Origin of the sequence: Devosia sp. BK, from assembly GCF_032907385.1 — a bacterium.
GTDB lineage: Bacteria > Pseudomonadota > Alphaproteobacteria > Rhizobiales > Devosiaceae > Devosia.
Map to the genome: position 1 here is coordinate 754,764 of NZ_JAIMBX010000001.1, position 12,960 is coordinate 767,723.

The window sequence follows — 12,960 nt, forward strand, 5'->3', positions numbered from 1 at the left end:
TGCGGGGACGTTTTCATATGGAAAAGCGATCGGGCCTCGGCACGCTCGGCGGGCTGACTTCGGTGCTGATCTGGTCGCTGACGGCGCCGGTCATGGCGCTGGCGGTGGGCGTCGATCCGTTTTTGTATGTTGCCCTAGGCGACGGAGTCGGGGCGCTGGCCTTTGTTGTGCTCTGGATCTTCCGGCGCGAAAATCCGCTGCCGGAACTGCGGATCGTGCCGCTCTGGTTTTATGGGCTCGGACTCATTGGCATTGGTCTCCACAACATCACCTGGGTAGCCGCAGTGCAGAACGCGCCGCCGCTTGAAGCGACACTGATCATCTATACCTGGCCACTGCTGGTGATCGTGCTGACGACGATTTCCCTCAAGCAGAAGCTGCGGTGGTATCATCTCGTGGCCGGGATACTGGGGCTGGCGGGGATCGCGGCGCTGCTGGCAGGGCGCGGCCTGGCGCTGGGGCAGTTTGCGCTGATGCCGGGACATGGCTGGGCTGTGGTGTGCTCGCTGAGCTGGAGCGTCTTCTCGGCGGTTTCCGCGCGCTACTCATATCTATCGAGCAAGTTCCTCGGCGTCGTCTTCCTGATGAGCAGCCTGATCAACGGATCGATCTGGCTGCTTCTCGGCGCACCACCGGCGCCGGGATTAAGCCTGACGATTGTTGGGGTGGCCTCGATCGGCTTTGCACTCAGCTACGCGGCCTGGGATTTCGGCATGAAGCACGGCAATGCCCAGATGATCGGCGTGTTGAGTTTTCTGACGCCGGTTTTGTCGGCGATGTGCCTGGTGGCGCTTGGGCAAGCGGAGGTGACCGTCAGCCTTCTCCTCGCATTGGGGCTCGTGATGCTCGGGATCGGCATCGCGCGGTTTGGCGAAGCCCGCGCCAGCTAGGCCAGGAGCGTCGTTGCCAGTTTGGCGCATTGCACGCGGATGTCGGGAATGGCTTCGATTTCGAAGAACCGGCCACGAGTGAGCGGACCAACGACGCGAATGTGCTGGGAGACAGTGCCGTCGCTGGCGATGAGCGCCGTCTGTTCATCGACATCGAGGCCGATATGGAGCGGATCGGGACGGGCGCTGCTGGCGGTGATGAGTTGGCGGATGACTGGATTGGCGCTGGCCGTGACATCGACGCTGACGCCGCCGCAATCATAGACGCGGGCGACATCTATGGTTTCCCGCCGCTCAGTGCCACGCGGGCGAATGGTGGCGCGGGCGCCGTCGCCATGGCGCTCGATGCCGACGAACTCGGCGGCGACCAACTCGACCTGGCCGCTTTCAACCGCACGAACGAGGCCAGCATGAAGATCAGGCGGCAGGCGATGGCGATGCACGTTCCACCATGGGCGAAGGTGGCGGAGGAAGCGGCGCTTTTCGTGATCGGGCCAGCTTTGCCAAAGGCGCTGATTGAAGGGGCGGAGACCATCGACGACGCTGCGCCAATCGCCGCCATTCGCCTCGGTCTCGGCAATCAATTCGCGGAACCAGCGCGTGAGATAAGTCAGGCTCGTGCCGAAGGGGACGTCAGCAGCGTCGATGGTGATAGGGGCGACGTCCTTATGGGCCTGTGGCAGGAGGCCGTTTCGCGACACGACTGTGACAGGGCCGGTGTGTTTTGTCTCCGAAAGGGAAACCCACGCATCCACCATGCTGAGGCCGGACCCCAGGATCATCACGGGAGAATCGGGCGGAAGCGCCGTATCTCGGTCGGACGTCGCGCGAACAGCGATCCCCTTGCCGCGGGCCGGCTGGGTTTCGTGGCCGACGGCAAGCGCCGCCCAGCGGGCGACGAGGCTGGTGCCATTGGCTAGGGCAACTTCGACGCCGGTTTTGCTTTCGCGCACCGCGTCGACTTCTTCGCTTAAAACCCGTAGGCGACCGGGCAGGGATTCCCCGGCTTCGCGCAGGACGTGTTCGAGATAGGCGCCATAGACCCGGCGCGGCACGAAGGTCCAGGAAGTCGCATGGCGGCCGGGTTCGCGGCGCTGCAGCCAGCGCCAGAAATGTTCGGGATCATCGGCAAAGGCGCTCATGCCGCGGGCGGGAACATTGACGCGGTGATCGCGCTGGAGGGCGGAATAGGCGAGGCCCTGGCCAAAGCGGCCCTGACGTTCAACCAATGTGACCCGAAGATCTGGATCGGGATTTCGCAAGAGATGTGCCGCGAGCAACACGCCGCTGGCGCCGCCGCCAATGATGATGATCGACTTGTTGGCAGCGCTCATGGGGTGTTCCGCTTGTTCAGGCGGTGAGCGATTGCTCCACCGCTTCGGCGCCGCCCATGGCGGCCATTTGCGTCAGGCTGGTCTGGTCGAGAACCTGCGCGATGGCATTGCGCACGTCGAGCATCAAATGCCGGACCTGGCAGGTTTCCACCTCGCAGTCCTCGCAGGGCTGATAGCGCGTGCGGCTGGCGCAGGGAATGGGCGCAAGCGGGCCATCGAGCACGCGGACGACGTGACCGATCATGATTTCCGCCGCCGGTCGGGCCAGACCGTAGCCGCCGAGCTTGCCCTTGCGGCTGCGTACGAAACCCGCATTGCGCAGTTCGGCGAGGATCGCGTCGAGAAATTTCTTGGGGATGGCGTTGGCCTGAGCCAATTCGGCGACGCCCGTCAACTGACCCTCTGGCAGGCGCGACAGCGCCGTAAGAGCCTTGAGCCCGTATTTGCCCTTTTTGGTCAGCATAATGCGCAGTTCCCGGTCCGATCGCGACGGCCATCAGTATCGCGGGTACCGCTTTAAATTTGATAGACATTCTCGACAAGTCCTTTGCCGATGTCGTGACGCAAGCGCCGATCGGCTTTTGCCTTGATCTGTTGAGCAAATTCATAGCCGCCGGTCCAGCGACCGAAGCCGCTGGCGATGTTGATGTGGCCGTTGTCTCCGAAGCCGAGGAAGGTGGCGCCCCATGCTGAGGTCAGCGAACGCGCCTTTTCCTGGCTCATATAGTCGTCATTGCGGCTGGCAATGACGAGCGCTTGAAAGGGCAGGGCATCAGTGGGCAGCGTGCCGAACTCATAGGTGCGCGCGTGAATGGTCGAGGTGCGCTCGATATCGGCAGGTGCGACGAGCACGGCGCCACCAACAAGCGGCGCGACAGAGCTGGAAGCCAGGCGCGCGATCAAAATGGCGCCGAGGCTGTGACCGATGAGAATGGCACCAGGGTGAGCGATGACGGCGCGTTCGAGCCGGGCGAGCCAGCGTCCCGCATGGGGATTGGACCAGTCGGTCTGTTCGACCAGCTCGGAATGCTCGTGATCGGCCATCCAATGATGCTGCCAATGGCCGTCGCCGGATCCATTGAGACCGGGTACGATGAGATGGGTGCGGCTCATCGCGTGAGGAGATTTTCTGGATTTTCCAGTTTATCGAAATGCGTGTCTGACGCCTTGTCCTCGACGGTTTGCTCCGGCTCGCTCTCGAATATGGCATCGGGTGTCAGCGCAGACACGCCGCCAAAGAAGCTCAGCTTTTGTGGAGCTTCGGCAGCTCGGAACCGCTGGCTGTGGCTTGGGTCAAGAATTCCGAAGAGGGGCACCATGCTGTTTCTCCTTGAAGTAGACCACGCGAAGCGGTCGCGTCTTGTTCCAAAACTCTATCAACACAGTCGGGATTGAGAAGGTCTGGTCTTGCGCGCCTTAACGCCGAAGGAGAAAATTTTGCCCCGGCTGTCGTGGTCGGGCGGCTTATAGGCAATGACGTTCTATTTGAATGCGTTTTGGCCAAAGAGTCTCGCGTTTCATCCATCTATTCGTTAAAGCAGCCCATCTAAGATGTGGCAAAGGCACTGCCGCATTTCGTCGGGAAAGCCACACGAATCCCTCTTGCGCGGAACCGTACCGTACGGTACGCCTGCGGACGGAAAGTGCCGGAAGCGTTCGGCATCGGCGTGCGGGAACGACAAGTGCCTTTGCCCATCAAGATCAGCGAAGAGACGTTTACGCCGCGCCAGCAGGCCGTGCTGACGGCGGCCCTCGACCTGCTGGTCGAAAATGGCGATGGCCTGACCATGACCGCCGTGGCGCGACGCGCGTCGTGCTCCAAGGAAACGCTCTACAAGTGGTTTGGGGATCGCGATGGGCTCCTCACGGCCACCGTGCAGTGGCAGGCGGCCAAGGTGCGCATGCCGCATGTCGATCGCAGCCACCTCAGCGCCAAAGTGCTGCGCGAAAGCCTGCAGCAATTTGCGCGCGACCTGCTGACGACGATCATCGGCGAAGTCTCCATCACCCTCAATCGCACCGCCATCACCCATGCTGCCCAGGAAAAGGACAGCCTCGGAAATATCGTCCTAGAGAACGGCCCGATGGCGATCCGTCGCAGGCTCAAGCCCATTCTCGAAGCGGCGCGCGATGCGCGGCTTGTCCGCTTCACGTCTAGCGAAGACGCCTATCGTACCTTTTTCGGCCTCGTTGTCCGCGATGTGCAGATCCGTCTGCTGCTCGGCGACAACAGCCTCACCCAATCCAATGTCGAAGCCAATATCGAAGCCGATGTCATGGCGGCGACGGATCAATTCCTGGCCCTCTATGGGGCCAAGGCGAACTCCTAAGAAAAACGCAGTTGAGGGGAGATACCCATGCGCGTCTATTACGATCGTGATGCCGACATCAACATCATCAAGTCCCGGAAGGTCGCCATCATTGGCTACGGTTCGCAGGGCCATGCCCATGTGCTGAACCTGCGCGACTCGGGCATCACCGACGTTGCCGTTGGTCTGCGTCCCGGCTCGCCGTCCGCCAAGAAGGCCGAAGGCGAAGGCCTCAAGGTCATGTCGGTCGCCGAGGCTTCCGCCTGGGCCGACGTCATCATGCTGCTGACCCCGGACGAACTGCAGGCCGATATCTATAAGAAGGACATCGAGCCCAACATCCGTGACGGCGCAGCGCTAGCTTTCGCCCACGGCCTCAACGTCCACTTCAACCTCATTGAACCAAAGTCCACCGTCGACGTGATCATGATCGCGCCGAAGGGTCCGGGCCACACCGTTCGCGGCGAATACCAGAAGGGTGGCGGCGTGCCGTGCCTGATCGCCGTGCATCACGACGCGTCTGGCAATGCCCATGACATCGCGCTCGCTTATGCTTCGGGCGTTGGCGGCGGCCGTTCGGGCGTCATCGAAACCAACTTCCGCGAAGAGTGCGAAACCGACCTCTTTGGCGAACAGGCCGTTCTCTGCGGTGGTCTCGTCGAGCTGATCCGCGCTGGATTCGAAACGCTGGTGGAAGCTGGCTATGCGCCGGAAATGGCCTACTTCGAGTGCTTGCACGAAGTGAAGCTGATCGTCGACCTGATCTACCAGGGCGGCATCGCCAACATGAACTACTCAATCTCGAACACGGCCGAGTGGGGTGAATACGTCACCGGTCCGCGCATCATCACCTCGGAAACCAAGGCCGAGATGAAGCGCGTGCTGCACGACATCCAGTCGGGCAAGTTCACCTCGGACTGGATGCAGGAATACAAGGGCGGCGCCTCGCGCTTCAAGGCGACCCGTCGCCTCGCCGACGAGCATCCGATTGAAGAAGTCGGCGCCAAGCTCCGCGACATGATGCCGTGGATCAAGGCCGGCGCCCTCGTGGACAAGGCGAAGAACTAAGCTTGGCCTTGCTCCCCGGTCTTTTCGTCGGCGCGCTAACGCGACGCCAGTGATCAAGGCTGACGAGCTGGTCGACAAGGCGAAGACCTAATCGCCATACTCGCAATATAGAGACGGGGGCTTCGGCCCCCGTTTTCGTTTGGCTACAGGAGCGAAGAGCGCATGAGCATCGGCATCGTCCCCATCAAGGGCGTAGACATCCGCTTTGTCGAAGGAGCCTGGCCACTGCCGGATGAGCTTCGGGCTTCAGTTGCGCCGCGCTGGGCAGAGATGATCGCGGCCAATCCGCATCTCTGGGACGGTCGCATTATCGGGGTGACCCCGCCCACGATCGACGCAGACGGCATTTTGCGTGCGGAGGCGAAGGAGGACGCGTTCTCGGCTTTTCTGACCTGGCGCGAGGCGGGTTTCCCACAGATCGGTATTCATAATCTCTTCGGCTCGGCGCTGATCATGTCGAACGACGGCCACATGATCTTTGGGCTGATGGGCGACGATACCGCCAATGCCGGGATGATCTATCCAGCCGGCGGTTCGCTGGAGCCGCGTGATGTCTTGCCGGATGGGCGGATCGATGTGGCCCGATCGACGCAGTGGGAGTTGGAGGAGGAGACCGGATTGAACCACACGGATTCGCGCCAGGGCAATCTCGTGGCCGTTCTCGATGGCCCGCGCATTTCGATTGGTCAGGCATACCATTTCGACACGACGGCAGATGATCTCGTCGCTCAGATCCGAGCAAATCTCGAAACGCAGGACCATCGCGAACTGGCTGACGTGGTCGCGCTACGCCGTGGCGCCGATGCGGCAGGCAGGGGGCAGGTAATGGCTTATGCTGCCGAATTGCTGGATGCCTGGCAGGATGGACGGATCACGCTCTAGGCGCGCTTTTTCATCGACACTGCTTGCACGATCGGCGTTCGACCGGATACCGCTATCAGCATAGTTTGCGCTCGATCAGGACTGACTCGCATGAGCAATGAAGACCATATCGCCAAGGTGAAGCGCCAGGAGCTCGAGCTGGTTCTGCCGGTGCTCGACGAAGCCGTGGCCTACGACATCGGCTCGGCCATTCGGAGGCGCGCTGTGGCTGAGGGATTGTCGCTGGTGGTCGATATCCGCACCTGGGACCGGCAGCTGTTTTTCACGGCCACGCCGGGCACGAGTTCGGACAATGCTGAATGGGTGCGACGCAAGATCAATACGGTGAAGCGCTTTCACCGGGCGAGTTATCGCATGGTGCTGGAGCGTGGCGAGGTGCCGTTTCCGCCGCAGTCCGGCGCCGACGTTGCCGACTATGTCATTGCCGGCGGTGGCTTTCCGCTGCGCGTGCCGGGTGCGGGAATCATCGGTTCGCTGACGATTTCCGGCCTGCCGGGTTGGAAGGATCATGCCGTGGCGGTCGATGCGCTGTGCGACCATCTTGGCCGCGATCGCGCCGATTACGCTTTGCCTGAGGCCTCTTGAGATGAAACTCGACTATTTGCTGCTCGATGTTTTCACCCGCGACCGGCTGCAGGGCAATGCGCTTGCGGTTGTTCTTAAGGCTGACGGGCTCTCCGACCCAGAGATGCAAGCCATCGCGCGGGAGTTCAATCTCAGCGAAACCGTGTTTCTGACCAAGGCTAAAAGCGTGAGCAATGCTGCCTGCGTCAGGATTTTTACGCCCTATCAGGAACTGCCTTTTGCAGGTCACCCGACGGTTGGCGCGGCGGTAGTGCTGGGTCTGCAGGACGATCGCAGCGCGGTGCGGATGGAAGAGAAGATTGGGCTCGTGACGGCACTGGTCGAAAAGGCGGACAAACGTTCGGCCGAGGCGCGGTTCACGCTGCCCAAGCTGCCCGTCAAGGTGGCTGACCTCGACAACCGGCTCGGGATTGCCCAAGCGCTGGGGATCGAGCCCGAAGATATCGGCTGCGATCTTTTTACGCCGGCAGTCTACACGGCTGGCGTCACATTTCACCTCGTTCCCGTTCGCAATGCAGCAGTCTTGGCGCGGGTGCGCCCCAATCAAGCAATGTTCGGCGAGGTGTTCTCGCATGACCACAACTCGGCCTATGTCTTTACGCTGACGCCAGAGGAGCCCGAGAACGATATCGCCGCTCGCATGTTCGGCATGGATATCGGCGAAGATCCGGGCACCGGTTCGGCGGCCGCGGCGCTGATCGGGCTTTTGGCGGATAAGGCCGATCTCGGTACGGGCCAAGCGGATTATATCCTCCGTCAGGGCAAGGAAATGGGCCGGCTTTGCCGCATCACGCTGCAATTGCGCAAGGAAGCCGAAGTGCTGACACATGGCGCGATCGGCGGCTATGCGGTCATCGTCGGCGAAGGGAAGCTCGACCTCGACTAAGCCTTTCGTCGAGAGGCGGCCGAAATTTGGCGACATCAGCCTCTCGACACTTGCATAGGTCAGCAAATTCGCGCATGCTCCCATCGAAATAGAGAGTTTCTCCATGCAGCGCCGTCGCGCCAAAGCCATTGCCATCGCACAGACTCAGGAGCGTAACAGCGCCTTGATGATCGCTGCTGGCATGCTGCTGCTTCCGGCCGCGCTTCTTCTCCTTCTTATCAGCCCCTGATTACCGGCAGCTCGGATTAGCGAGCGGGTCGTCAGGGGATATCGCCACAAACCGAACATCAAAAATGTCCGGTCCGACGAGCCATTGCCTCGGGGCCGATAGGAAAAGAGCCTGAAATGACTGCAACTGCCAACAGCAACAAAGAACGCGTCTTCATCTTCGACACCACGCTGCGCGACGGTGAGCAATCGCCCGGCGCGACGATGACGCTGGAAGAAAAGCTGCAGGTTGCCGAAACGCTCGACGAGATGGGCGTCGACATTATCGAAGCCGGTTTCCCGATTGCCTCCAATGGCGACTTCGAAGCCGTCGTTGCTGTGGCGAAGCAGGTAAAGAAGGCGACCGTCGCCGGCTTGGCCCGCGCCATCACAGCCGATATCGACCGCGCTGCAGAAGCTGTGCGCCACGCTCAGAAGGGCCGCATCCACACTTTCGTTTCTACCTCGCCAATCCATCTGGCCCACCAGATGAAGAAGACTGAGGACGAGGTGATCGAGATCATCGCGCGGACCGTCGCTCAGGCGCGCAATCTGGTTGAAGATGTCGAATGGTCGGCCATGGACGCGACCCGCACGCCGCTCGAATTCCTGAAGCGATGCGTCGATACCGCCATCAAGGCCGGCGCAACGACGATCAATCTGCCCGACACGGTGGGCTACGCGGTGCCCGAAGAACATTTCCAGATGTTCAAGACCATCATCGAGAGTGTGCCGAATTCCGATAAGGCTATCTTCTCGGTCCATTGTCACAACGATCTCGGCATGGCCGTTGCCAATTCGCTGGCGGGTGTAGCCGGCGGCGCGCGACAGATCGAATGCACGATCAATGGTCTTGGCGAGCGCGCCGGCAATGCGGCGCTCGAAGAAGTGGTGATGGCGCTGCGCACGCGCGGCGATGCCATGCCGTTCTTCACCGATATCAAGACGACCCACCTGGCGCGCGCCAGCCGCGTCGTGTCGGCCGCAGCCAATTTCCCGGTGCAGTACAACAAGGCGATCGTCGGTAAAAATGCCTTCGCGCATGAAAGCGGCATCCACCAGGACGGCATGCTGAAGAATGCCGAAACATATGAAATCATGACGCCCGCCAGCGTTGGCATCAAGGAAACGACCTTGGTGATGGGCAAGCATTCTGGCCGCGCCGCCTTCAAAGACAAGCTCAAGGAACTGGGCTACGAATTGGGCGACAACGCCTTCCAGGAAGCCTTCCAGCGCTTCAAGGATCTGGCCGATCGCAAGAAGCACGTCTATGACGCCGACATCGTCGCGCTGGTCGATGACGAGGTTGGCTCGGTTGGCGATCGGATCAAGCTCGTCGATATGGAAGTCGTCAGCAAGACCGGTGGAGTGCATCGTTGCTCGATCACGCTTTCTGTCGATGGCGTCGAATCCTCGGTGACCTATGAGGGCACGGGCTCGGTCGATGCTATCTTCAACGCCATCAAGGAAGGCGTCGGGCAGGACCCCAATCTGGTGCTCTATGCGATCGACGGCGTGACCGGCGGCACCGACGCGCAGGCTTCGGCCCATGTGCGTCTCGAAATGAACGGCAGGATCGCTTCGGGCAATGCGGCAGAGCCCGATACACTGGTGGCCTCGGCCCGCGCTTATCTCAATGCGCTCAATCGCGTGATGATCGAGCGTGGCGCTGCGGCACAGGGTGCTTTGGCGGGCTAAAAAGCGAGGCTGCATCGCCCGTCTGGCGTGATGCAGCCAAACGCCGTGGACGCGAGGAGGCGAGCCATGAGCTACGTTCTGGTCGCGGTGACCGAGCCGCAGGACTGGGTCGATTTCCATGCCATTCGACGGCAGGAATTGTTCGAGGCCAAAGGGCGGTTCGGGGTCTATAACGACAAGCATCCTGACGACTATGCAGATTTTGCCCATCCCTATTTGCTGAAGAAAGATGACCGCGCGCTTGGCACCGTGCGGCTTGATCTCCTTGGTGAAGGCAAGGCGGCGGTGCGACTAGTGGCAATTACGCGAGATGCGCAGGGCGCGGGCCATGGGCGCGTGATGGAGCAGCTGTTGACCGAGCGGGCCAGGGCGCCTGGTGTGCACACGCTGCTGGTCAATGCGGCGGCGGACGCGCTGGGTTTTTACGAGAAGACGGGCTGGGAGCGGTTCGAGTGGGACCGCGATGAGCTTGTTGGCATTGCCGAGTCTTGCATCCAGATGAGGAAGCTGCTCTAGCCTTACGGCACGTCGACAGGGGGCAACATGTGGAGCCGGGCGGAGTTTCGTGGCGCTGTCCTCGCCCTTGGCGGGGTGCTTGCCGTCATTCTGATCATCACCTCCATTTCGCCCGGGATTCCGGGCGAATTGCTGTTGCAGTCTCTAAGGTTTCACCTCGTTGCGCTCGGGCTGGTATTGACCGTTCTGATGGTCATCTTCGGAGCGAAATGGCGGGCGGCGCTGTTTTTCGTTTTTCTCTGCGGCGCGTTTGCGCATGGCGCTTTTTATGTCTGGGAGTTCCAGAAGCGGCGCGAAGTGCCCGTCGGGGCGCTGCAGGCTGAGTTTTCGTATTTAAATTACAATGTGTTAGCGTCCAATCAGACTGCCGACGCGGCGGCGCATTACATCACGACGTCAGGCGCTGACGTGGCGCTGATCATGGAGACGCCGGGGGTGGTCGAGTATCTGCCCGAGATCGAGGCGGTGTTGCCCTATCGGCTGGGCTGCGATCGGGTCGCGACGTGCGATATTTCGCTGTTCTCGCGATTCCCGATCGAGAATGGCGAAATAAGAGATATCCCCCCGTTTCGCCGCGCGCGCCTGGCCATAGCGCCGATGACGGTGGAGGGGGTGAAGGTGACGGTCGTCGGTATCCATCTCTCGAAGCCTTATTTCGACGAAGCGTCGCTGCAGGAGCTTGGTTATCTGCGCTATACGCTCTCGAGGATTACCGGGCCGATCGTGTTATCTGGTGATTTCAATGCCGCGGCTTGGTCGGCCCCCTTAGCTTTTCTCGGTCGGGCGCAGGAGCTGATTCCGCCCCCGACATATCGCTCGACCTGGCCGGTGGAATTTGGCGAGTTCGGCGTGCCGATTGACAATATCTTCACCAAGGGCGATGCGCGGATCATCTACACAACGTCCGGCAAGGATAGCTTTGGGTCGAACCATCGCTATCTCTTTGCGCGGATTGGCCTTTACGCGCCGCTCTGAGCGGCGGCGATAGCCTTTGGCAGGGTTTCGGCGAGAAGATCCATCGCCGCCTTTGGACCGACGCTGATGCGGATATGGTGGTCGAGGCCCGGCGTGCCGGGCTTGCGGATGAAGACGCCGAGTTTTGCCAGTTCTTCGAGGATTTTCGCCGCATAGGCGCCGTCGCGGCCGCAATCAACGGCGACGAAATTGGTGGCTGAGGGCAGGGGATTGAGGCCATTTTCCCTAGCAATTTCAGCGATTCGATCGCGTGCGTGGGCGATCTGACCCTTGGCGTGCGCAAGATAATCCTGGTCGTCAAGAGCGGCCAGCGCGGCGGCCAGAGCTAGGCGATTGACCCCAAAGTGATTCCGGACGCAATTGAAGGCGCCGATGATGGGTTTAGGACCGATAGCGTAACCGACGCGGATGCCGGCGAGGCCATAGGCCTTCGAGAAGCTGCGGAGGCGCAAGACGTTGTTTTTGCTCGTGTCTATGGCGGGCAGGGCGTCTTCTGGAGCCAATTCGCCATAGGCTTCGTCGAGCATGATCAGCGTATCCTCGGGGATAGCTGCGATAAATCTCTCCACGTCTGCAGCGGGCCAAAACGAGCCCATCGGGTTGTCGGGATTGGCGAGATAAACGATCCGCGGTTTTAGGCGCTGGGCAGCCTCGGCAAGGGCGGTGAGGTCTTCGTGTGCCCCGGCATAGGGGACGAACTCCAAACGGCCGCCATGGCCAATTACGTGATAGTTTAGAGTGGGATAGGCGCCGAGCGAGGTCAGCAAAACCTCGCCGGGGGCGAGGAAAAGGCGGACGATTTGGCCCATCAGGCCATCGACACCTTCGCCAATGACAACTTCTTCGGCGGTTACGTCGTGGAATTTGGCCAGGGCAGTGCGGAGGTCATGATTCTCTGGATCGGGATATTGCCATATCCCCGCTGCGGCATCGCGGATGGCGTCGAGAACCTTGGGGCTTGGGCCGAAACCCGATTCGTTGGCGCCGATTCGAGCGGCGAATTTTATCCCCATGCGCCGTTCAATGGCCTCCGGGCCAACGAAGGGTACGGTTTCGGGCAAGTTCTCGGCGATTTCGGTCAATCTGGGCGGGGCCAATTGTGCGCTCCGAATGCGTGTGTTTTTTCATTTCTAGCGCAGTTCCATGGGGCACAACATGGCTTTCGCGACGAGCCCCGGGCCGGTTCTCAACAGGCGGTTTTCTTGTTCATAAATCGCGGACCCACTTGCTGCGGGGAGATTCGATGGGCGCAGGCCGATCGTTGGCATTTGAATTAAAAGCGAGCGCAATCAGAAAGTTAGCGACAACTATACGGGTCCACCTTCTGCAACGCGCCGTGTGGACGGCGGGTTACCCATATGCCGGGTATAAAGGAGCAAAACGTGAACCCAACTTACTTGCTTGCACGTGATCACCTGCAACGCGCAGCGATCATCCTGCAAGGCGCCGACCAGCGATCACGTCAATTGCGTCATATCATCGAGCGTACGATCAGCCTGATGGATGATTTCCGACCGGAGGAGACGAGCCAGACCGATAACGTTCTTGAACTGGACGCTTATCGTCAGGCGCGGCGGTAAAAGGCCTTATCCCCGCCGATAGGACGGTTC

The 12,960-nt window shown here is 60.8% G+C and carries 16 protein-coding genes; 11 read left to right on the forward strand and 5 right to left on the reverse strand.

Features of this window, described 5'->3' with window-relative positions; all coding sequences use genetic code 11:
- Positions 1-17 precede the first annotated feature (17 nt).
- Complete coding sequence (locus DevBK_RS03620) at positions 18-890, forward strand: DMT family transporter (protein ID WP_317184497.1); 873 nt, start codon at positions 18-20, stop codon at positions 888-890.
- Here DevBK_RS03620 and DevBK_RS03625 read toward each other — a convergent pair.
- Genes DevBK_RS03625 through DevBK_RS03640 form a run of 4 tightly spaced genes read right to left on the reverse strand, consistent with a single transcriptional unit; the run spans position 887 to position 3,543 of the window.
- The gene (locus DevBK_RS03625) at positions 887-2,224 is read right to left on the reverse strand and encodes an FAD/NAD(P)-binding protein (protein WP_317184498.1); all 1,338 of its coding nucleotides are present in this window, start codon (positions 2,222-2,224) and stop codon (positions 887-889) included. The two genes, DevBK_RS03620 and DevBK_RS03625, sit on opposite strands and share 4 nt — an antisense overlap.
- 16 nt (positions 2,225-2,240) lie before the next feature.
- Positions 2,241-2,687 carry an Rrf2 family transcriptional regulator gene (locus DevBK_RS03630; protein ID WP_317184499.1) on the reverse strand — a complete coding sequence of 149 codons (447 nt, stop codon included), beginning with the start codon at positions 2,685-2,687 and terminating at the stop codon, positions 2,241-2,243.
- 53 nt (positions 2,688-2,740) lie between these two features.
- Positions 2,741-3,337: an alpha/beta hydrolase gene (locus DevBK_RS03635; protein ID WP_317184500.1), complete on the reverse strand. Its 597-nt coding sequence runs from the start codon at positions 3,335-3,337 to the stop codon at positions 2,741-2,743.
- Positions 3,334-3,543, reverse strand: a complete 210-nt coding sequence (locus DevBK_RS03640) for a hypothetical protein (protein ID WP_317184501.1) — start codon at positions 3,541-3,543, stop codon at positions 3,334-3,336. Before DevBK_RS03640 ends, DevBK_RS03635 begins: the two co-directional genes overlap by 4 nt.
- Positions 3,544-3,906: 363 nt before the next feature.
- Between DevBK_RS03640 and DevBK_RS03645 the strand changes: the two genes are divergently transcribed.
- The 9 genes from DevBK_RS03645 (at position 3,907) to DevBK_RS03685 (ending at position 11,350) form a co-directional block, all read left to right on the forward strand.
- Positions 3,907-4,554 carry a TetR/AcrR family transcriptional regulator gene (locus DevBK_RS03645; protein ID WP_317184502.1) on the forward strand — a complete coding sequence of 216 codons (648 nt, stop codon included), beginning with the start codon at positions 3,907-3,909 and terminating at the stop codon, positions 4,552-4,554.
- A 27-nt stretch (positions 4,555-4,581) separates the two neighbouring features.
- On the forward strand, positions 4,582-5,601 hold the full coding sequence (gene ilvC, locus DevBK_RS03650) for a ketol-acid reductoisomerase (protein ID WP_061911095.1): 1,020 nt from the start codon (positions 4,582-4,584) through the stop codon (positions 5,599-5,601).
- Positions 5,602-5,763: 162 nt separating this feature from the next.
- Positions 5,764-6,483 carry a hypothetical protein gene (locus tag DevBK_RS03655; RefSeq protein ID WP_317184503.1) on the forward strand — a complete coding sequence of 240 codons (720 nt, stop codon included), beginning with the start codon at positions 5,764-5,766 and terminating at the stop codon, positions 6,481-6,483.
- A gap of 90 nt (positions 6,484-6,573) precedes the next feature.
- Positions 6,574-7,068: a heme-degrading domain-containing protein gene (locus DevBK_RS03660; protein ID WP_061911099.1), complete on the forward strand. Its 495-nt coding sequence runs from the start codon at positions 6,574-6,576 to the stop codon at positions 7,066-7,068.
- A 1-nt stretch (position 7,069) separates the two neighbouring features.
- Entirely contained in the window at positions 7,070-7,954 is an 885-nt protein-coding gene (locus DevBK_RS03665; RefSeq protein ID WP_317184504.1) for a PhzF family phenazine biosynthesis protein, read from the forward strand.
- 103 nt (positions 7,955-8,057) lie between these two features.
- The gene (locus DevBK_RS03670) at positions 8,058-8,183 is read left to right on the forward strand and encodes a hypothetical protein (protein ID WP_274532533.1); all 126 of its coding nucleotides are present in this window, start codon (positions 8,058-8,060) and stop codon (positions 8,181-8,183) included.
- A gap of 116 nt (positions 8,184-8,299) precedes the next feature.
- Positions 8,300-9,859, forward strand: a complete 1,560-nt coding sequence (locus DevBK_RS03675; protein WP_317184505.1) for a 2-isopropylmalate synthase — start codon at positions 8,300-8,302, stop codon at positions 9,857-9,859.
- 66 nt (positions 9,860-9,925) lie between these two features.
- Entirely contained in the window at positions 9,926-10,375 is a 450-nt protein-coding gene (locus DevBK_RS03680) for a GNAT family N-acetyltransferase (RefSeq protein ID WP_317184506.1), read from the forward strand.
- A 27-nt stretch (positions 10,376-10,402) separates the two neighbouring features.
- Complete coding sequence (locus DevBK_RS03685) at positions 10,403-11,350, forward strand: endonuclease/exonuclease/phosphatase family protein (RefSeq protein ID WP_317184507.1); 948 nt, start codon at positions 10,403-10,405, stop codon at positions 11,348-11,350.
- Here DevBK_RS03685 and DevBK_RS03690 read toward each other — a convergent pair.
- On the reverse strand, positions 11,335-12,447 hold the full coding sequence (locus DevBK_RS03690; protein ID WP_317184508.1) for a pyridoxal phosphate-dependent aminotransferase: 1,113 nt from the start codon (positions 12,445-12,447) through the stop codon (positions 11,335-11,337). The two genes, DevBK_RS03685 and DevBK_RS03690, sit on opposite strands and share 16 nt — an antisense overlap.
- A gap of 285 nt (positions 12,448-12,732) precedes the next feature.
- Between DevBK_RS03690 and DevBK_RS03695 the strand changes: the two genes are divergently transcribed.
- A complete protein-coding gene (locus tag DevBK_RS03695; protein WP_317184509.1) occupies positions 12,733-12,930 on the forward strand; it encodes a hypothetical protein in 198 nt (65 codons plus the stop codon).
- Positions 12,931-12,960 lie beyond the last annotated feature (30 nt).